The 20223-nt window shown below is 41.4% G+C and carries 18 protein-coding genes and 1 pseudogene; 10 read left to right on the forward strand and 9 right to left on the reverse strand.

Translation table 11 applies throughout. The annotated features are described in order from the left end of the window. Positions 1 to 33: 33 nt before the first annotated feature. From MKI79_RS06905 to cysD, 4 genes are all read right to left on the reverse strand, one after another. Complete coding sequence (locus MKI79_RS06905; protein WP_241571352.1) at positions 34 to 888, reverse strand: protein kinase domain-containing protein; 855 nt, start codon at positions 886 to 888, stop codon at positions 34 to 36. Further along, positions 872 to 2380: a patatin-like phospholipase family protein gene (locus MKI79_RS06910; protein WP_241571353.1), complete on the reverse strand. Its 1509-nt coding sequence runs from the start codon at positions 2378 to 2380 to the stop codon at positions 872 to 874. The genes MKI79_RS06905 and MKI79_RS06910 overlap by 17 nt, the downstream gene beginning before the upstream one ends. 200 nt (positions 2381 to 2580) lie before the next feature. Beyond that, the gene (gene cysN, locus MKI79_RS06915) at positions 2581 to 4209 is read right to left on the reverse strand and encodes a sulfate adenylyltransferase subunit CysN (protein ID WP_241571354.1); all 1629 of its coding nucleotides are present in this window, start codon (positions 4207 to 4209) and stop codon (positions 2581 to 2583) included. A 115-nt stretch (positions 4210 to 4324) separates the two neighbouring features. Continuing rightward, positions 4325 to 5233, reverse strand: a complete 909-nt coding sequence (gene cysD / locus MKI79_RS06920; protein ID WP_241571355.1) for a sulfate adenylyltransferase subunit CysD — start codon at positions 5231 to 5233, stop codon at positions 4325 to 4327. 380 nt (positions 5234 to 5613) lie between these two features. Here cysD and MKI79_RS06925 point away from each other — a divergent pair, with 380 nt between their 5' ends. From MKI79_RS06925 to MKI79_RS06945, 5 genes are all read left to right on the forward strand, one after another. Next, entirely contained in the window at positions 5614 to 6135 is a 522-nt protein-coding gene (locus MKI79_RS06925; protein ID WP_241571356.1) for an NUDIX hydrolase, read from the forward strand. A gap of 87 nt (positions 6136 to 6222) precedes the next feature. Then, entirely contained in the window at positions 6223 to 7386 is a 1164-nt protein-coding gene (gene mnmA / locus MKI79_RS06930; protein WP_241571357.1) for a tRNA 2-thiouridine(34) synthase MnmA, read from the forward strand. Positions 7387 to 7498: 112 nt separating this feature from the next. Next, positions 7499 to 8263, forward strand: coding sequence for a DUF489 family protein (locus MKI79_RS06935; protein WP_241571359.1), 765 nt, complete (start codon positions 7499 to 7501; stop codon positions 8261 to 8263). Positions 8264 to 8327: 64 nt separating this feature from the next. Then, positions 8328 to 9710 (forward strand): adenylosuccinate lyase, encoded by a 1383-nt coding sequence (gene purB, locus MKI79_RS06940; RefSeq protein ID WP_241571361.1) that lies wholly within the window; start codon positions 8328 to 8330, stop codon positions 9708 to 9710. Between the two features lie 108 nt (positions 9711 to 9818). Then, positions 9819 to 10922, forward strand: a complete 1104-nt coding sequence (locus tag MKI79_RS06945; protein ID WP_241571363.1) for a hypothetical protein — start codon at positions 9819 to 9821, stop codon at positions 10920 to 10922. 231 nt (positions 10923 to 11153) lie between these two features. Here the strand turns inward: MKI79_RS06945 and MKI79_RS06950 are convergent, their stop codons facing one another. Both MKI79_RS06950 and MKI79_RS06955 read right to left on the reverse strand, forming a co-directional pair. Then, complete coding sequence (locus tag MKI79_RS06950) at positions 11154 to 11366, reverse strand: cold-shock protein (protein WP_241571365.1); 213 nt, start codon at positions 11364 to 11366, stop codon at positions 11154 to 11156. Positions 11367 to 11684: 318 nt separating this feature from the next. Beyond that, positions 11685 to 12140, reverse strand: a complete 456-nt coding sequence (locus MKI79_RS06955) for a PACE efflux transporter (protein ID WP_241571367.1) — start codon at positions 12138 to 12140, stop codon at positions 11685 to 11687. A gap of 235 nt (positions 12141 to 12375) precedes the next feature. Between MKI79_RS06955 and MKI79_RS06960 the strand changes: the two genes are divergently transcribed. Further along, positions 12376 to 13419: a glycosyl transferase family protein gene (locus MKI79_RS06960; protein ID WP_241571368.1), complete on the forward strand. Its 1044-nt coding sequence runs from the start codon at positions 12376 to 12378 to the stop codon at positions 13417 to 13419. Between the two features lie 81 nt (positions 13420 to 13500). Here MKI79_RS06960 and MKI79_RS06965 read toward each other — a convergent pair whose 3' ends face one another. Next, a complete protein-coding gene (locus MKI79_RS06965) occupies positions 13501 to 13773 on the reverse strand; it encodes a YeaC family protein (RefSeq protein WP_241571369.1) in 273 nt (90 codons plus the stop codon). Between the two features lie 97 nt (positions 13774 to 13870). Beyond that, positions 13871 to 14773 (reverse strand): NAD(+) kinase, encoded by a 903-nt coding sequence (locus tag MKI79_RS06970; RefSeq protein ID WP_241571370.1) that lies wholly within the window; start codon positions 14771 to 14773, stop codon positions 13871 to 13873. A 215-nt stretch (positions 14774 to 14988) separates the two neighbouring features. Here MKI79_RS06970 and mrcB point away from each other — a divergent pair. Next, a pseudogene (mrcB, locus tag MKI79_RS06975) lies at positions 14989 to 17307 on the forward strand (penicillin-binding protein 1B); the annotation flags it as partial. A gap of 266 nt (positions 17308 to 17573) precedes the next feature. Next, positions 17574 to 18146: a tetratricopeptide repeat protein gene (locus MKI79_RS06980; protein ID WP_241571372.1), complete on the forward strand. Its 573-nt coding sequence runs from the start codon at positions 17574 to 17576 to the stop codon at positions 18144 to 18146. 137 nt (positions 18147 to 18283) lie between these two features. On the opposite strand, the gene mutT is transcribed toward MKI79_RS06980, so the two are convergent. Next, complete coding sequence (gene mutT / locus MKI79_RS11675) at positions 18284 to 19243, reverse strand: 8-oxo-dGTP diphosphatase MutT (RefSeq protein WP_274619072.1); 960 nt, start codon at positions 19241 to 19243, stop codon at positions 18284 to 18286. Positions 19244 to 19359: 116 nt separating this feature from the next. Here mutT and hemP point away from each other — a divergent pair, with 116 nt between their 5' ends. Beyond that, positions 19360 to 19530 carry a hemin uptake protein HemP gene (gene hemP, locus MKI79_RS06995; protein ID WP_092615537.1) on the forward strand — a complete coding sequence of 57 codons (171 nt, stop codon included), beginning with the start codon at positions 19360 to 19362 and terminating at the stop codon, positions 19528 to 19530. Positions 19531 to 19741: 211 nt separating this feature from the next. Then, on the forward strand, positions 19742 to 20191 hold the full coding sequence (gene cynS / locus MKI79_RS07000; RefSeq protein WP_241571374.1) for a cyanase: 450 nt from the start codon (positions 19742 to 19744) through the stop codon (positions 20189 to 20191). Positions 20192 to 20223 lie beyond the last annotated feature (32 nt).

Below are 20223 nucleotides of genomic sequence, written 5' to 3' on the forward strand. Positions count from 1 at the left end.
TACTTTTTTTAAAAAACCATGACAAGCGTGTATTTAATCATCAATTTTATAATTTTCGTTTATTTTTAAACCACTTATCACACTTTTTATCGCTGAAGCTCGATTTTTTTGCTGTTTTGCGAGCATAAAGTCCAAACATTCTTGATACTTTTGCAAACCTTTTGGAAGCAGTGGGATCTCTTGTTGGCAGTGTGCTGTCGCCCATTGTTGATAGCTATTCTGCTGACCACGAACCGTATAAGGCTTCTCCCCGACTAATATTTCATAAAAGATAATTCCCAAAGCATATAGATCACTTTGCACAGACTTCGCTTGTCCATGAAAAAGCTCAGGTGCCATATAGGCAGGTGTGGCTGTCATTTCACTTACAGTTTTTAAATGAGAAGAATGCACAGAATTGATTGGTTGCAATTGCGCAAAATCAATGAGTTGAATGGGTGAATCAAGGTTTTGTTCAACTCGGAGAAAATGGCGACGCTTTAAATCACCATGAATAAAACCGACTCCATGTAAATCATCAACACATTTTAATAGATTAATAAATATCGCTATTCGCTCAGCTATTGAATACTTTTGAAAATCAATGGTATTAGCATATGGAAGGACTAAAGTTTTGACGTTATTATCACTTTGATGCCGAAATTCAGCGGATTCCAGTAATAAAAATGGCAAAGCCAAATCAATATTTTGTAATTGCAAATACATTGCTATTTCATTCTGAAAAGCACTTTTTAGCTGTAAATCAGCAACGTCATCGAGATACTTAAAAACAAAATATTGGTTGTTTTGTTCAACCAGATCAACGCACTGCCCTAACTTTCGACTAAAATCCGCATTGAGCGATTTGATCTTTTGATAAGGCAGTTGTGGATCAAAGTTGATGTTCATGCGCTGAGGCTTGATGTTGTTGCTGTCCAGATTTCAAAACTGTCAGACAATGCTCAATGGTTTTGCCGATTCGAGCGTGCATTTCAATACTACTAATCTTCGGCCAAATCGCTCGCTCACCTTCTTTTTGCAATTGTTTAAAGATTTTTTTATCAGGATTTTTCACCATCCATAGATAATGATTCAGGTTATATTTCGCAGCGATGTTGATATCACCATAATAGCGCTGTCCAACGATACCGTAGCCATGATCAACCACACGCTGAATCAACGGAAAACTGGATAAATTGTTGCGCGTAAAATCTAAACCTTGCATGGATAAAGTCTTGGCTTGATGACGAATAAAACGACTTGGCCAGCTGAGCAAATCTCGACGATAACGCTGAAAATCCGATTGCATGAACGGCACCACATGCGGATTGACCTGACAAGCAATGCTGTAATTAATATTATAAAGTCGAGCCATACGAATTTGTGGAAAATCACTGCGCACACTGCCGTCCACCCAATGCGTATTTGCCATATAGGGTGTGTACACGCCATCATGGCGTTTAGTTTTGAGGCGGACAGGTGGAAAGAAAAATGGAATCGCACAGGATGCCAATGTCGCACTCCACACCAACAACTCTGGCGACATGATTTCATTCATAATCCGAGGGTTATAACCTGTGCTATAAGGCGCTACCACAATCGAACAATGTCGACCCGACTTGGCAAAGGCTTCCTCAAAAGTATAATCCCCAAGATTGGCAATCAAAAATTTTTTTAAGGTGCCGATATCCGCTAAACCACCTTGATCTGCCAAAATTTGGTAAATACTGCGATATTTAAAGGCGTGATCAATAAAACCGTCACTCTGGATAAAATCCATCAACTCTTGATCATTATGCGTTGCCAACATCGCCGCCATGATCGCTCCTGCACTTGATCCTGAAAATACTTTTGGCAATAAATCTTGCTCGTACAGTACCTTACACACACCAAGATGAAAAATACCCAGTGTTGCACCGCCAGAGAACATCAGTGCAGGCTGACCATAAGCTTTTAGAGCGCCTTCCAAATATTCGATTTTTTCGGCTCGATTAAATGCAGTGAACTCATCGGAAGCGACGTAAGCAAATGCTTTACTCATGCTATCGACGTAATCTTCAATTAGCTTCTTTGTTCCTGTAAAGGTTTGATTATAAAGTAAAGGATGCGCAATATTGGCAATATCAAAGTTTAAACCTTCACGTAAATATTCTGACAAATCTAGCTGTTGATCAGTTTCGATCAATCGCTTAATACGGATCAAACGCTGTGCTAAGAACGGATAACCATAATGCGGTGAAGTATTATCAAACTTCCACGCCTCAAGCCCTGTCACTTCATCGAGTTGCTGTGCAATGGTTTTCCATTCATTATAATTTTCAGCATGTTGTAAACTGCGCTTGAGTGAGGCGATCTTATAGCGCTGGTGACCATTGAGGTGAGCATCATTGTATATCGGCATAGAAAGCACCAAATTGATTTTTATTGCATTTATTTACCCACTGAAATCATAGCATGCCACGAAGCCATCTGTTGACTGTAGCGTTTTGTAGTTGTCTAACAAGTTTTTAAAATCTAATTTTGCCACATTAAAAAAGCCCTAAACCGTAGTTTAGAGCTTTTATTTTTTAAGTTTACTTTTGGACTAAAGAAGCTGTCGTATTAAAGCTGAACAATTGCCTTAATCTGAGCCACAGCTTCATCGACTGATTTTGCCGTGATTTCAGTATCTGCAAACTCTGCTTGATCGACAAGTACAGTGATCCCTGTTTCACGAAGTAAGTTGATGCTGCCTGCATTCAAGTTCGCCTGTGCAATCACCACAATGCCGTCAGAAAGCAAGGCACGTTCAAGTTGTTGCGACTGTGCAAATAGCTCAGCAGTCACCGCCAATACCGCAGGCTTTTGACCAAGTCGAGCCGCACGATCTTCTGCGGTGACAGGTTGTGCGCTATTAGATACTTGCGCCAAATCTTCGATCATCGCTGCGCCAATGGTGACATTGCTCAAACGATCAATAAAGATAAATGCACCTGTATGACGGCTATCTTGATAATGATCAAACACGATTGGACGGTCAAATTCAACGGTAATATCGGCAATACCATTGAGCTCTAACTGCTCAACCTGACCATGCTCTAGCGTATTGACATCAATACGATAGTTGATACGGGTCACTTTGGCAGGAACACTTTGTACACCAACTTTGACATTGTACAGCTTACCTACCACCAGCGGATGATCGCTCATCCACACCACAGTTGAACGCACCGCACGAGATACAGACGGTAATGCGCTTGGATGCGTGATCAAATCACCACGGCTAATGTCGATTTCATCATTTAAAGTCAATGTCACCGCTTGACCGACTTGAGCCTGATCAAGATTGCCATCATAAGTCACGATTTCTTTGACTGTACTGCGCTTACCTGATGGTAGCGCTACGATCTCATCGCCAACTTTCACTGCACCAAGTGCAATCGTGCCTGCAAAACCACGGAAGTCGAGGTTTGGACGGTTGACATATTGCACAGGTAGACGAAAATCTTGCTTCTTGGCATCACGAGTGATTTCAACGGTTTCCAAGATATTCATCAAGGTCTGTGCCTGATAACCATTCTCGTAGTACCACGGGGTACTTTCCGATGGATTGACCACGTTATCACCGTTCAATGCAGAAATCGGCACAAAACGAATGTCTTTTGGCTGGCGGTCACCAAGTTGCTCAACAAAGGCATAATAATCTTGGCGAATTTGATCGAATTTATCTTGAGAAAATTCCACCAAATCCATCTTGTTAATTGCCACTACGATATTACGAATACCGAGTAATGCAGCGATAAAAGTATGACGACGAGTCTGTGTCTGTACGCCATAACGTGCATCAATCAAGATGATCGCAAGATCACAGGTCGATGCGCCTGTTGCCATATTGCGGGTATATTGCTCATGCCCTGGAGTATCAGCGATGATGAATTTACGCTTTTCCGTGGAAAAATAACGATACGCCACATCAATGGTAATGCCCTGCTCACGCTCTGCTTGCAGACCATCAACTAAGAGTGCAAGGTCAATTTTCTCACCTTGTGTACCGACCTTTTTACTGTCACGTTGTACCGCTTCGAGTTGATCTTCATAGATCATTTTCGAGTCATGCAACAAGCGACCAATCAAGGTACTTTTACCATCATCGACATTACCGCAAGTCAGAAAACGCAATAAGTCTTTTTGTTCGTGCTGTTTGAGATATGCCAAAATGTCTTGGCTAATCAGTTCGGATTGATGCGACATTAGTATTCCGCCTAATATTCTTTAAAAACTTTACCAGTTAAAAACTTAAATCAGTTATTGCAGTGAAAAACCAAACCACACGCATTCAACAATGAAATGCAGTGAGAAAAAACGATTAGAAGTAACCTTCTTGCTTTTTCTTTTCCATTGAACCTGCTTCATCATGGTCAATCATTCGACCTTGACGTTCAGAACTGGTGGTTAGGAGCATTTCTTGAATAATGTCAGGCAAGGTATCTGCTTTTGACTCGACCGCACCTGTCAGTGGATAACAGCCCAGTGTACGGAAACGTACCGATTTCATTTCAGGCACTTCATTTTCACGCAGCGGGAAACGCTCGTCATCAATCATGATCAAGGTGCCATCACGTTCAACCACAGGGCGTTCAGCAGCGTAATACAGCGGGACAATTGGAATCTGCTCAAGGTAGATATATTGCCAAATGTCGAGCTCCGTCCAATTTGACAATGGGAATACACGGATACTTTCGCCTTGATTGACTTTACCGTTGTAGATATTCCACAGCTCAGGACGTTGGTTTTTTGGATCCCAGCGATGCTTGCTGTCACGGAAAGAATAAACACGTTCTTTGGCACGTGATTTTTCTTCATCACGACGTGCGCCACCAAATGCCGCATCGAATTTATATTTATCCAATGCTTGCTTTAGGGCTTGGGTTTTCATGATATCAGTATATTTCGAGCTACCATGATCAAATGGGTTAATACCCTGCGCCATACCTTCGAGATTTTTATGTTCGATCAATTCCAGACCATTTTTCTTCACCATCTCATCACGGAAGGTGATCATGTCTTTGAATTTCCAACCCGTATTGACGTGCATCAATGGAAATGGGAGCTTTGCAGGATAGAATGCCTTCATCGCAAGATGCAGCATCACCGCCGAATCTTTACCGATAGAATACAGCATCACAGGGTTGTCAAACTCTGCCGCAACCTCTCGAATAATATGAATACTTTCAGCTTCAAGCTGTTTTAGGTGGGTTAATCTTTCGTCAGACATTAAGGAGACCCTACTACGATTCCAATCAAATATTCCAATCAACACGTTTTCAAAAACGCATGACGCATACAACAAGGTGTTAAATTTCAGGTGGGTAGTCTAGCATACAACTGGCTAACTTTCTGAATGTTATGCCGATATTCTGCCGTACACATGGATTTTCAAGTCGATGATATGAATTTTTGCGATATATTGATGAAATTACAACATATATGTTTTTTGCATGTTGTTATGAATAAATGTGATAAAGAAAAGACTCTGATCTCCATGCCTTGACTGAGAATATTAAAACAAACCACTCAATTGCGCTATACGAATAACATAGCCATTTCCGACAAAATTTCGTATCATATGCACCTCAATTTTGAGGGCTTGTACAGATGGCGAATACTTCAAATTTAGTATCATCACCCGCAACCTCAGCGTGGACTGCACATGTCACCGTAGCGACTGTGGTACAGCGTGATGATCGCTTCTTGTTGGTTGAAGAACATAGCGAGGGTTTTAGTCATACTGTATTTAACCAACCTGCGGGACATGTGGAAGCAGGTGAAACCGTGATCCAAGCTGCCATCCGTGAAACATTAGAGGAAACAGCTTGGCGAGTGGAAATTACCGATTTGCTTGGCATCTATAGTTATACCCCGCCGATGTTTCCTGATCGTACTTATTATCGTTTTTGTTTCTTAGCGAATGCGCTTGAGCATACACAGCAGGATTTAGATGATGGCATCGTGCAAGCGCACTGGATGACATTTGAGGAATTGCAACTGACTGCACGTGCACGGAGTCCATTGGTGATTCGAGCGATTGAAGATGCTTTGGCTGGGAAGAAATATCCTATCGATTTGATTTATGAGCATCCGTTTGCCCAAGTTTCAACCTCACCATTTAGCGCTTGAGTTGATTTAAACACTTTAAACGCCATATAGGCTTTTAAACTGCCTTGTTAATTTTAGTCTCTAATTTTTTTGGAACATCTTTCTCCTATGACTGACACAATTACTCCGACTCCACAAAACACACGTGTCATCGTCGGCATGTCTGGCGGTGTGGATTCTTCAGTTTCTGCGGCACTTTTACTTGAGCAAGGTTATCAAGTCGAAGGCTTATTTATGAAGAACTGGGAGGAAGATGACGGCACGGAATATTGCACTGCATTGGAAGATTTAGCCGATGCGCAAGCGGTTGCCGATCGTCTAGGCATTGTGCTTCATACCGCAAATTTTGCCTCAGAATATTGGGATCGTGTGTTTGAGCATTTCTTGGCGGAATATTCCGCAGGACGCACGCCAAACCCAGATATTCTCTGTAATAAAGAAATTAAATTCCGTGCATTTTTGGACTATGCCATGACTTTGGGTGCAGATTATATTGCCACAGGTCATTACGCACGCCGTGGACAAACCATGCAAAATAGTCAAGGCGAAAGCTATGCGCCACTGCTTCGCGGTGTAGACAATAATAAAGATCAAACTTATTTCTTACATGCGGTGCATGGGCGTGAGATCAATAAAACCCTATTCCCAGTTGGTGAGTTAGAAAAACCGCAAGTCCGTGAAATTGCCAAGAAATATGATCTTGCCACAGCGACTAAAAAGGACTCAACAGGCATTTGCTTTATCGGTGAACGTCGCTTTAGTGATTTCCTCAAGCAATATCTGCCTGCACAAGCAGGGGAAATTGTTTTGGAAGATGGTAAAGTCATCGGTGAACATCATGGCTTGATGTATTACACCCTTGGTCAACGTGGCGGTATTGGCATTGGCGGACTCAAAGATGTGGCTGAAGGTGCATGGTTTGTCCTGCACAAAGACATTGCTAATAATCGACTTGTGGTCGGTCAAGGACATGAACATCCGTTAATGCTCAGTCACAGCCTAGACAGTGAAAATATTGACTGGATCGCAGGTGAGCAAAACATTCCGACGACTGGACTACGCTGTACTGCAAAAACACGCTATCGCCAACCCGATCAAGACTGTACAATATTTCCACATCCTGATTTTGTACAGGGTGTACGTGTGGTGTTTGATCAAGCGCAACGTGCCGCAACGCCTGGGCAATCTGTGGTGTTTTATCAAGATCAAATGTGTTTGGGTGGTGGTGTGATTCGCAGTATTGACGCACCGTTACCGCAATACTTAGTTTGAATTATTTAGTTTGAGTTCTTTAGCTTGATGGATTTAACGTGATCAGTTGAAGTTAAAATTTCCATCTTAGCTAACCTAACAAGGCAACTTAACTGTAACAAGGCAATAGTACATGACCGATCTTAGCCCTTTTCAGCCAAGCATGACGCTAAGCCGTGAACAGCATCAAGTTCTGGCGCTGGCTGCAGTGTTTCAAGCGGCGCAGATTGTGCATCTGATTGCGCTACGTGGCAGTCAGGCGGTGCATGATGTGGGCGATCAATATAGTCAAACACTATTGCAAGCTGCCCTAAATATTCGTGCGACAGACAACCCAAATCAACACAGTTTATTATTTTTTGGCTCACTTGAGCATTTGGGTTTGGGCTTACGCACACTCGAACAAAGTTTAATTGCGCCTTACGATCCACAGCCAAAGCATCGTTTTCCACGCTTTAAATTGCCTGCGAGCAAACAGACTTTGGCTTATGCGATGGCGATGCTACAGCTCTCTAGTAAAGTCTATAGTAATAAAGATTTTCAGCATAAAATCCTCAATACACAGCAACAGATCATTCGTCAATTGACTTTTTTTGAGCATAATTTTCAGCATCAAAGTATCATTCAAAGCCTAGCGACCTTATATACCGACACCGCAAGTACCATGAAGCCTCGGATTATGGTTAAAGGTACAGCTCGCACCTTTAAAAACCCGCATGATGTGGCGCTGATCCGAGCAACTTTATTTACTGGTTTACAAGCAGCACATTATTGGCGACAGCTTGGCGGTAGTCCGTGGAAAATGATTTTCACGAAGTCCAAAACGCTCAAACAGATTCGTTACTTTGCTTCGATACAACATCAGCAAAGTCAAAAAGAGATGGTTCATGATCATTAATCCTCTCACTAAACATACGATTTTAATTTCCCTCAATTTTCCCTTTAATGTCTAAGGAATTGTCATGCTTTCTAGCCTAACCGCACTTTCACCACTCGATGGACGCTATGCCAGCAAATGCGATGCCCTGCGCCCGTTCCTCTCTGAATTTGGTCTAATCCATGCTCGTGTTACGGTGGAAGTGCGTTGGTTACAAGCACTTGCCAATCACGCAGAAATTACAGAAATTCAGCCGTTTGGCGCAGACACTAACACTGCGCTGGATGCGATTGTGGCGAACTTCTCTGAAGATGATGCCAATCGCATCAAAGAGATCGAACGTACCACCAACCACGATGTAAAAGCAGTTGAGTATTTTTTAAAAGAAAAAATTGCCCATATTGATGAGCTGAAAGATGCAGGCGAATTTATTCACTTTGCCTGTACCTCTGAAGACATCAACAACTTGTCACATGCGTTGATGCTAAAAAGTGGTCGTGATGTGTTGATAACAAGCATGAAAAATATTTTAGACAGCATTGCAAAGCTTGCTGAAACCCATGCCGCACAGCCGATGCTTTCACGTACGCACGGTCAGACTGCAAGCCCGACGACTTTGGGTAAAGAAATGGCAAATGTGGCGTATCGCCTCTCTCGTCAAATCAAACAATTTGAACAAGTTGAATTGCTTGGCAAAATCAACGGCGCAGTCGGTAACTACAACGCACACCTTTCTGCTTACCCAGAACTCGATTGGGCGAAACATTCTCAAGCCTTTGTGGAATCTTTAGGTTTGACATTTAACCCATACACTACGCAGATCGAACCGCATGACTATATGGCGGAATTATTCGATGCACTGCGTCGTTTTAACACCATTTTGATCGACTTTAACCGTGATGTTTGGGGCTATATTTCACTTGGTTACTTCAAACAAAAACTTAAAGATGGCGAAGTTGGTTCTTCAACCATGCCACACAAAGTCAACCCAATCGACTTTGAAAACTCAGAGGGTAACCTCGGTATTGCCAATGCCGTGCTTGCACACTTAGGCGAAAAATTACCAATCTCTCGCTGGCAACGTGACCTTACCGACTCAACGGTACTGCGCAATATGGGCGTTGGTTTTGCGCAAAGTCTGATTGCATTTGATGCTTGCTTAAAAGGTATTGGTAAACTTGAGCTGAACGCTGATCGTTTACTTGACGACCTGAATCAAGCACAAGAAGTCTTGGCTGAGCCAATCCAAACTGTGATGCGTCGCTACAACATTGAAAAGCCATATGAAAAACTCAAAGCATTAACACGTGGTCAAGCCATGACGCGTGACATGATGGTGAACTTTGTGAATGGTGATGAGCTCACTCAAGTGCCTGCATCTGATCGTGCTCGCCTCGCTGAGATGACCCCTGCAAGCTATACAGGTAATGCGGAACAGCAAGCGAAAGACTTGAAGAAATATTTATAATTTCTCAGAAAATTCAATTGTTCTGAGTCAAACAAATCGCTAGTATGTCTTTGTACAGGTATTTACAGAAATACTAAATATAGTTACAAGGACATGCTAGGGATAATAATGACAAATCATCTTCACAATTTCCAACTTTATAAATATTCAGCACTTATATCCTCAATTTTACTTAGTGCGTGTGGTGGCAGCAGTGACTCCTCTTCTTCAAATACTGCAAAAGATCAAGACGCATTGTATCAAGTCTATTTTCAAGAACGCTCAATGTCTTACCAGATTTATGAGGATTTTTTTGGTTTATCTCAATATCCAATCTATGACGGAAAGATTAGTTTCAAGAACTCCAATCAAGTTTTAAATCAATACGTAGTGAATGCAGAAAAGCTTTATCAACCCACAGAAAAGCAAGAATCTTACCTCACCATAGACGCTGATGATACTTGGACATATCACTATCTTCCAAATGTCGATCTCAAGATGACTGTTAAAAAAATCGACTTATCAGGTGAAAATATCTATGACCGTGTGCTTCCTGGTTATCGTACTTATATAGATTTTGATTCGACGATTAATGAATCCGATGAACATAAATCTACGCCCTACCTACTATACAAATATCATGGCAATAAAACTTTCCCGCAAGGAAGCAGTTGTTATAAAGTGGTTGAAACACAATGGTCACAAGACTTTATCGAGTTTGATGAGCTAGATGAGTACGAAAGTAGTTATCCTAATAAAGACTCTTTCAATGCTGAAAAAGTTGCATTTCGCTCAGAACTTGAAGAAATGTATGGCATTGAAAAGGTTGAGCAATTATTTAAAACAGGAACTTGGCAAGGTATAAATTGGTATTCAAATCTAGATACTTATTCTGAATTTTTTGATTTTGAAAGTGCACAGCTTGACTACTTACAATATTATTTAAATGGTCGTTATTATCCAACGAGGCTCTTGACTTTAGCTGAACAGCTTGCTAACTCATCATATTTAGAGCTTGACCCAACTACTCCATATTACCATATTTTTCTGCAATTTAATTTAGACACTGCACTGTTAGAACATGGTTGCTTTGCCTATAATCAAACTGCTTACAACAGTATTTCCAAGCTAAGTAAAATTAACTATAAGCGTTTTAATAAACCAAAATCTTCGTTTTTCTTTGGCAGAAGAAGCTATACCACGTCAAATGATAGCGAAACAGTAATTGAGTAAAGTCTTAGAATCTATTTAAGCATCTTTACAAACGTAGCTCATTGAGGTCACCAGTTTTCAAACTGGTGATTTTTTATTTATAAGCACACCTGCACCACAACAATTCATTTCAAAATCAACACGCAATAAAAAACACCTTATTCCATTCAGCCTATTTAAAATAGGCTGAGAAATAAGGTGTCTTTTTGGCTTTAGGTTTTGAGCAAACCTAAAACTATCGTGATCTAGAAATTAGTCAACTGGACGAACTTCTTCAGCTTGCAAGCCTTTTTGACCTTGAGCAACTGTAAATTCAACTTTTTGACCATCACGTAGTGAACGGTGACCTTCTGCTTGAATCGCACGGAAATGTACGAATACATCTTCACCACTATTACGTTGGATAAAACCGAAACCTTTAGTATCGTTAAACCACTTTACAACACCTTGTTCACGTGCCGTCATAACTATTCCTCATCGTTTTTTGGAAAAAAATAAGGACGCACAGGTGCTGCTAACAGTAGAGAAACACGATTGAAAAAACATCTTAGTTATTTTACTCTCGTTATCATTCTGAAGAACTTTCAACATCAACCCATTCACATCCATTTGTATTTTGTCAGTGGATCGTGCATTTCCAGCAACGAACTCTATTCAAAATTACGCCACGAGCTTAGCACGACTACAAGGATATTGGTACTTATTTTTTAAGATATTGATATGAATCAGATGAATAGTTTTTATACAATTATTCATCTATTGATCAAATTTATTGATTCTGCTCTATCGTGGTGCGCTAGAACGTCCAATACCAAAATATTTTGCCATAATAGCGTCGTAGCACCATTGGAAAATAAAGGTATACACTACGATACACATTGCTAAGGCAATATCGAGGATTAATGCTTGCCAAAAGCTAATATCCATCATCCACGCAATGATCGGTACGGTAAAAATAATCAAGCCACCTTCGAAGCCAATCGCATGTAAAATCCGCACTGACAAAGTACGCTCCCACTGCATTTTATATTCAATCTTTTCAAAGCCAAAGTTAAAGGCCATATTCCACAGCATCGCAATCACGCTCATGATCACCCACAGTACACCAGTATGTGCCAAATCTTTATTCAGCACCCAACTGAGAATAGGCGTACCAAGAATGAGTAATATCGCCTCATAACTTAATGCATGGATAATACGATGTTTTAACTGAACTTGATTTGATGTAGCGTGTTTCATGGGAGTGATCGAAAAATTAAAACATAATCAAGCTCATTCTAGCTGATTCTGCGTTATTTTGGTGCGCAAATTGCCATTATATTTTTATCAAGCCTAACTCATTTAAGGCTGACATCAGCATATGTTTTGCTTTATGATCCACCATACAATGTAATGAACGATCTTCGCTTAGTTCACCGTTTTATTATTTATCGTCTATTGTCGACCTTTTTGTTTCTTATTTCAGAGTCATCTTATGTCTAGCGCTCAATCCAGCTCTCAACCTACATCGCAAAAACGCAATATCTACGCTTTAGAGGAGCACCCTTTTGCGCAGTATGTTCGTATTTTGGGAAAAGGGAAAACAGGGAGCCGCTCGCTGAGCTATGACGAAGCGTACGAAGCTTTTCACATGATTTTAAATGGTGAGGCATTGGATTTGCAGATCGGCGCTTTTTTAATGTTGCTTCGAGTGAAAGAAGAATCCGTTGATGAATTGACAGGTTTTGTTCAGGCGACCAAAGATTCATTAAATCTACCGAAACTAAGCTGTGAAGTGGATCTGGATTGGTCGAGCTATGCAGGTAAGCGGAAACATTATCCGTGGTTTTTACTTGCTGCACTGACCTTAGCGCAACATGGTTATAAGATCGTCATGCACGGCGTTGCAGGTCAGAGCGTCAATCGACTCTATACGGAAGATGCTGTTCAAGCACTGGGTTTTCTAAGCTGTGAGTCACTTGAGCAGGTTGATGCACATTTGCAAGCACAAAATTTTGCCTTTATTCCTTTAGATTTACTCAGTCCCAAATTTGCAGAAATGATTCAATTTCGTCAAATGCTCGGCTTACGCTCTCCTGTGCATACGCTCTCTCGTTTGATTAATCCATTTGATGCCAAAGCGACTTTACAAGCCATCTTCCACCCTGCATATCGTGCATCGCACCAACAAGCAGCATTTCAACTGGGTTATAAAAATAGTGCGGTGATTAAAGGTGAAGGTGGTGAGTTTGAGCGTAATCCTGATGCCAAGACATTGATTTGTGGCATCAAAGATGGTGAATGTTTTGAACTCGAATTACCTAAAATCAATCCCGACCGCTCACAAGCGGAAGTAGCCTTTGATTTAGATGTGTATAAAGCGGTGTGGTTGGGTGATGCGACGCATGACTATGGTGAGCAAGCGATCATCGAAACTTTAGCGATTGCTTTAATGACCATGAACATTGAGCTAACTTATACCTCTGCCCAAGAAAAGGCGAAAACGCTTTGGCACACTCGATTTACATCAGCCAATTAAATTTTAGAAATTTACAGCAATAAAAAAGCACTTCGATTGAAGTGCTTTTTTTAAATGCTTTTTTAAGCTCTTGGCGCAACATCAAGTAAAGCGAATCGGTTGAAACTCGTCGTCATCTTTCGGATCATGTGAGTCGCAATGTTCATCTTCTTCTTTTGTGCCACGATCAATATATCCCGTACGCTCAGCTTCTGGCAGATGCTTATGTTCCCACACCAAAACCGCCTGCATACACGTTTGACGTTGCTCTTTTGTGAGTGCGACACCATTTGGCCATTTACCAATTTCGACCGCAGTTTTCAATTTTTCTACGATCTCTGGGGTGAGCGTATTTAACATTTGTTCAATATTCATTAGACGATACTCTATCTATTTTCAATCTGTAACTCGTTTCAATCTTTAACTCAGGTATTGAGTCATTATGGCTCAAGCCACTATTTACGCATGTTTATCAATCGTCATTCGGTTCAAAGTCACGATTCCAACCTAACTTAGTACGACACGCTGCATAAAAGTCATAACCTGGTGGATGCAATAAGGTGAGTTTGAACGGATGTTTACGAATCAACAAATGATCACCAACTTGTAAAGTCACGCTGTTCTGACCATCAGGACTGACCATTGGCAAGATTTGATTATCTCGGATAAAAATTTTGATTTCGCTCTGTCCGCCGACCACGATGGGGCGAGAGGACAAAGTATGCGGATGCATCGGCACGACCACGATCGCATCCATATTGGGATGAACAATCGGACCACCGCCTGAGAGTGCATACGCTGTCGAACCTGTTGGTGAAGAAATAATCAGACCATCACTATGTTGGCGATAGACATACATCCCATCAATATTCATCTCAAAGTCGATCATATGTACCGACTTTCCAGAGTGCAGTACGATATCGTTTAAGGCAATATCTTCGTAGACCGTCTGCCCTTTGGAGCGAATTTCAGTTTCTAATAAAAAGCGCTGATCATAAACAAAATCTCCATCTAGCACTTGTCCAAGCTTATGTAGGACATCAGCAGGTGAAATATCCGTTAAGAAACCTAAACGACCTCGGTTCACACCCACTACAGGGACATTGTATTTGGCAAGCGCACGAGCAGCATGCAGTAGCGAACCATCACCGCCTACTACGACCACCAAGTCTGTCACTTGCCCAAGATGCGATCGGCTACTGGTTTGCACATTTTCAAATGGACCAAGTTCAGCAGTTTCTTGGTCAAAAATAGTGCGTAGCCCACGTTCAATGAGATATTGATGAATGATCTTTAATGTATCGACAACCGAAGACTTTCCTGGACGTCCGATCAGACCAATATTCCGAAAAGATTTCGAGAAATTTTGTTGCACCCAATTCACTCCAGCGAAATTCGCCTTTATCATAGCATTTCACAAGGGCTTGACCAATCAGACATTTACACTTTCTACATGAGTTTGCAGGTTGTTTAATGTTTTTTATGTGAAGTTGATAAATTTTAGCAATTTACAACATAGTTTTTATTGCATATCCCTGCTTGCTATCGCATTATTTAGCCACCTAGGTAGCTGTAATGAATTTTTAATCAATGCAAAAAGCAATACAAAATCAACGTGGTCTTGGGTTAATTTCCCTGATTATTCTTATTATTTTTCTCATATTTTTTATTGGCTTGGGGATTTATCTCGTACGTTTGGACAATATTGTCCGTGACCGTTTTGATGGTCAGCGTTGGGATATTCCTGCCAAAGTTTTTGCTCGTCCTTTAGAACTTTATAGTCAAGCAGACACTAGCAAATCAGACATTTTGGAAGAACTGCGCTTACTCGGCTACAAGTCTGCCAATAATTATAATAATCCAGGTACCTATACCAACAAAGACTCACAGCTTTTTATTCATACTCGTGGTTTTGATTTTGGCGATAGTAAAGAGCCTGAACGTGTCATTGAGTTGAATTTTACAGGCGATACCATCGCAACGATTCGCACGACTAAGCCATCTACTTCAGGCATTCTTCGCCTTGAGCCAATGGTGATTGGTGGGATTTACCCACAGCACAATGAAGACCGTGTCTTGATCAAATTGCAAAATGTACCAGCGCCTTTGGTTGATGCACTGCTTGCAACTGAAGATCGTAACTTCTATGAACATCATGGCGTGTCGATTCGTGGTACTGCACGTGCTTTACTTTCCAATATCACAGGTGGAAAGCGTCAAGGTGGTTCAACATTGACGCAACAATTGGTGAAAAACTTTTACCTGACACCTGAGCGCACGTATAAACGTAAAGCCAATGAAGCGCTGATGGCGCTTTTGGTGGAGTTTCATTACAACAAAAATGACATCCTCGAAGCCTATCTCAATGAGGTCAATCTTGGGCAAAATGGCAATTATTCAATTAACGGCTATGGCCTAGCCGCACAATATTATTTTGGTCAACCATTACGTGAGTTGAATACCGCAAAGCTTGCTTTCTTAGTCGGCTTGGTCAATGGACCTTCTTACTACAATCCGTGGCGCAATCCTGAACGTGCTCGAGCTCGTCGTGATGTGGTGCTCAATAATATGTTAGTTACGGGGAAACTGACGCAAGCAGAATTCGATGAAGAAGTCGCTCGTCCGCTCGGTGTCTTGGATAAACCCGGCTATACCGCTGTGAAATATCCTGACTTCATGGATATCGTACGTCGCCAACTCAAAGAAGAATATCAAGAGCAAGACTTGACCAATCAAGGCTTGCGCATCTTTACGACGCTTGACCCATTGGCACAATCTCGTATTGAAAATACTTTCCAAAAAACTGTCGATCGACTTGCAAAAGGTAACCCTGCTCGATTAAAAGATTTGCAAGGTGCGGTCGTGGTTTCACATCCTGAAAATGGTGAAATCGTCGCTGCCGTCGGTAGTACAGGTGAGTTTACTGGCTTTAACCGTGTCCTTGATGCCAAACGTCAGGTAGGCTCATTACTAAAACCTGTGATCTACATGCAAGCGTTACAATCTGGACGCTACACGTGGGCAAGTCCGATTCAAGATACTGAGATCGTGATTCGTGGTGCAGGGGTCAAAGATTGGAAGCCGAAAAACTATTCAGGTGGTGAAAAAGGCATCGTAACGATGCAATCGGCACTAGCAAACTCATACAACCTCTCTGCTGTGCGTCTTGGTTGGGAGGCAGGTTTACCGACCTTTATTAACAACTTGCACCGTCTTGGCGTACAAGGCGAGATTCCACGCTATCCATCGATTTTACTTGGTGCTGTGACCATGTCACCAATGGACATAATGGGTATTTATCAAAACTTCGCCACAGGTGGTTATTCTTATCCAACACGGAGTATTCGCTCTGTGGTTAATGCAGATGGTGAGCTATTAGAGCGTTATAGCTTGAAGGTACAAAACACTATCGACCCTGCCACAGCGTATCTTGTCAATTATGGTTTACAACAAGTCATGACCAGTGGTACAGGTCGAGCAGCCTATAATACCTTCCCACGTGAAATGGGACTTGCAGGAAAGTCTGGTACAACCAATGACGCACGTGACTCATGGTTTGCAGGCTATAGTGGTAACTATCTTGCCGTGGTATGGCTCGGTGAAGACAATAACAAACCGATCGGTTTAACTGGTTCATCAGGTGCATTGCCTGTGTGGATCAACGTCATGAAACAGCTGAAAAATACGCCAAATGACATGCCTCAACCTGATGATGTATCTTGGCAGTGGATTGATGGTTTTGAAGGATTACTTTCTGCGCAAGGTTGTGCTGGTGCGGTATATGTTCCACTACTTCGCAACACGATTCCACGTCAGGCAACGACCTGTGGGCTACCACACTATCAAGTAGAACCACAATATCATCAAGATACCTACGTGGATGAGTTTGGCAATCCAATTCCAGATGCAGGCTTTAGTGGTGAACATCCACTCAATCCTCAGCCAAACACTCGCCCTGCTCCAATGCAAAATCCAAATGCACAAGGACAAGTAGCACAACCAAATCAACGAGGTGTCCAACCTCCTCGCAACACACAGAATCTAAATAATCCTTTGAGCCAAAACCCAGAACGCGCTTCACAAAACTATCTCCGTGAAAGCGACATGGATCGAGCACCACAACAACGTAGTGCGACAGTGATCTCTGAGGGTGAATACACGATTGGGAGTCGATAATGAATCAGTTTAAGCTAAGTCTAGTCGGTGCAATGGCTATTGTATTTGTGGGTTGTCAAAGTACACCGATGAGTAATAATCCCACTGCACCCAAAGCAGAAAAAAAAGCTGAGGAAAAGTCGGAGAAATCTGATTCCAAAGTGGTCGTTACACCATTTCCTGATGATGGGATTCGTCGAGAATCTCAACCTCTGCCACCTCGCCTAATCTTGCCTGAAAATCAAAATAACCATAAAAAGTTAAAAGATGGTAAAGGTGTCCCTGCCTATCAAAAGTTGATGCAATCCTACCTTAAGAATCTACGTCAGAATAATTTGAGTGATGCCGAAAGCAATCTATTGCAAGCACAGCGAATGGCGCCGCAATCCGCGGAAGTCTATCGAGAGCTTGCAAGACTTGCCAATCTACGTAAACAAGGCAGTAACTCAGAAGCATTGGCTCGCAAAGGACTGAGCTTTGCGCAAAACAACACCATGCGCAAGCAATTGTGGGAGCAAATTCTACAATCGGCTAAGCTACGTAACAATGCAAACCTGACACGTCAAGCTACACAAATGATGCAACGCTACTAAGTAACTTAGCATATAAGCTGTCATCAAAAAATGCCTAGAAAATCTAATTTCTAGGCATTTTGTTTTCATGGTACTTACGTTTTAAATGATTTAGATTGTAAGTAGCTTAGATGTTAAGTAGTTGGGATTTTAAGTCTTTAGTGAGATTTTCTTAGAAAATCTCGAATCCCTGCAACACCATAAGCACCATGTGCTTTCGCTACATCCAAATCATCTCGCCCTACACCACCAAGCGCATACACTGGCATCTCCGCCATTGCTGTCAATTTTGAAAAACTTTCCCAACCCAAGCCACTTTGCTCAGGGTGTGTTGGCGTCGCCTGTACAGGACTGATAAATATCGCATCGCAAGCGATCAAGTTTGCGCATTCAATTTCGTTTTCATTATGACACGCACCGATTAAATTTTTATTTTGTAATGACAATGGAAGTTCATTATTTTGAGGTACAGACTCAGCAAGGTCTACAAGTTGCTGACTATTCAAATGAATTGCAAAGACTTTTTCCTGTAAATCATCATTCAATTGTTGATAATCCTGCCAACGTACAATGACCTTTTTTTCTACAAACAATTGCGGATTATCGATGAGTAAGGATTTTAAATTCTCATCACTTTGGCGCAAATAGATTGTATCTACATCATGATGTACTTGTTGTTTTGCGGTGTGATCGCCGTTCAATATCGCAATTCTACGTGACCAAGAAAGGCGCTGAATAATCGCTTGATTGGCTTTGGGAAATTCAAACTGTTGCACGTCGTCCAAATCTATCCAACGCCAATGCTGATCTATCGACTGCAATTCACGTGGATCTTTTAATTTGCATAAGATAAAAAATAAGGACAGTAAGCGATCAGGATAATCAAACTGAAATGATGCAAAGCGCTTTATTGGCGTCACATCAATACCAACTTCTTCCTGCACTTCACGAACCACCGCTTGTTCAGGCGTTTCTCCAAGTTCGATTTTGCCACCTGCGAATTCATAGCACCCACCCTGCGCCAATTTTTCATCTCGCCAACCCAGTAACACTTGGTTTTTATATCGAATAATGGCAATAGATACTTGTATTAATTTTTTAGTTTCAGACTGATTCATAACGAATTTACAAATAACTTAGTAAAAATAACAATTATTTCATGAAAACCATTGACAGATGATTTCGATAATTATTATCATTTAAACCGTTAAAACAAACCACGGATTAAACAACAATGAACGCACCTTTCACGATTTTCACACGTAGCAACGACACTCAACACAATTTACCAATGCTTCATTCTAGCAACCTTTTTGCACTCGGTCGTGAGATTCGTATTTTACACGCAGGTGAAGAATATCGCCTACGTTTGACGCGTAACAACCGTTTAATTCTCACAAAATAATACGATAAATAGTTCGATAAGAAAATAACACGTGGGAATGAGAGCGAATCTAAGCTTCGGTTTAGGTTCGCTTTTTTATCAGTAGCATATTCAGATTCACTTTTTTAACACCGAATCATCTAAGATGAAATCCGCCTCTTTGGCGCAATATTTGCATTTTCTACATGGTACTTATTTGTCAAATGTCGTCTACGTCAAAGGAGAATTGATAATGATTAGTAGCCGTGAACAAGTCACCCAACTTATCGTATCAGCAAAAGTTGCTAAAGGCATCAAATGGGCTGAAGTCGCAGAAGCTGTTGGTTTATCTAAAGAATGGGTAACCGCCGCTTGCTTAGGGCAAATGACATTTAATAAACAACAAGCCGAAATCATTGGCAAGCTCTTTGACCTGAGTGACGAAGCAGTGGCTTGGTTACAAATCGTGCCCTACAAAGGCACATTGCCAACGGCTATTCCGACTGATCCTTTGATCTATCGCTGGTACGAAGTCGTCAGTGTGTATGGTTCGACGATTAAAGAGTTAACCCATGAAGAGTTCGGTGATGGGATTATGAGTGCGATTGATTTTAGTATGGATATTCAAAGAGAAAACAATCCGAATGGTGATCGTGTCCGTGTGGTGCTCTCAGGGAAATTTTTGCCTTATAAAAGCTATTAACTTACTAGTTTAGCATCTCGTATAAAGTCTTG

It is taken from the genome of Acinetobacter sedimenti (assembly GCF_022601685.1).
Classification (GTDB): Bacteria; Pseudomonadota; Gammaproteobacteria; order Pseudomonadales; family Moraxellaceae; genus Acinetobacter; species Acinetobacter sedimenti.

Coding starts and splice junctions, on each gene's coding strand:
- MKI79_RS06905 (WP_241571352.1), bottom strand. CDS start 888: ATGAACATCAACTTTGATCCACAACTGCCTTATCAAAAGATCAAATCG.
- MKI79_RS06960 (WP_241571368.1), top strand. CDS start 12,376: ATGTCTAGCGCTCAATCCAGCTCTCAACCTACATCGCAAAAACGCAAT.
- MKI79_RS06965 (WP_241571369.1), bottom strand. CDS start 13,773: ATGAATATTGAACAAATGTTAAATACGCTCACCCCAGAGATCGTAGAA.
- cysD (WP_241571355.1), bottom strand. CDS start 5,233: ATGTCTGACGAAAGATTAACCCACCTAAAACAGCTTGAAGCTGAAAGT.
- MKI79_RS06910 (WP_241571353.1), bottom strand. CDS start 2,380: ATGCCGATATACAATGATGCTCACCTCAATGGTCACCAGCGCTATAAG.
- cynS (WP_241571374.1), top strand. CDS start 19,742: ATGATTAGTAGCCGTGAACAAGTCACCCAACTTATCGTATCAGCAAAA.
- hemP (WP_092615537.1), top strand. CDS start 19,360: ATGAACGCACCTTTCACGATTTTCACACGTAGCAACGACACTCAACAC.
- MKI79_RS06945 (WP_241571363.1), top strand. CDS start 9,819: ATGACAAATCATCTTCACAATTTCCAACTTTATAAATATTCAGCACTT.
- mnmA (WP_241571357.1), top strand. CDS start 6,223: ATGACTGACACAATTACTCCGACTCCACAAAACACACGTGTCATCGTC.
- purB (WP_241571361.1), top strand. CDS start 8,328: ATGCTTTCTAGCCTAACCGCACTTTCACCACTCGATGGACGCTATGCC.
- MKI79_RS06980 (WP_241571372.1), top strand. CDS start 17,574: ATGAATCAGTTTAAGCTAAGTCTAGTCGGTGCAATGGCTATTGTATTT.
- cysN (WP_241571354.1), bottom strand. CDS start 4,209: ATGTCGCATCAATCCGAACTGATTAGCCAAGACATTTTGGCATATCTC.
- mutT (WP_274619072.1), bottom strand. CDS start 19,243: ATGAATCAGTCTGAAACTAAAAAATTAATACAAGTATCTATTGCCATT.
- MKI79_RS06935 (WP_241571359.1), top strand. CDS start 7,499: ATGACCGATCTTAGCCCTTTTCAGCCAAGCATGACGCTAAGCCGTGAA.
- MKI79_RS06950 (WP_241571365.1), bottom strand. CDS start 11,366: ATGACGGCACGTGAACAAGGTGTTGTAAAGTGGTTTAACGATACTAAA.
- MKI79_RS06925 (WP_241571356.1), top strand. CDS start 5,614: ATGGCGAATACTTCAAATTTAGTATCATCACCCGCAACCTCAGCGTGG.
- MKI79_RS06955 (WP_241571367.1), bottom strand. CDS start 12,140: ATGAAACACGCTACATCAAATCAAGTTCAGTTAAAACATCGTATTATC.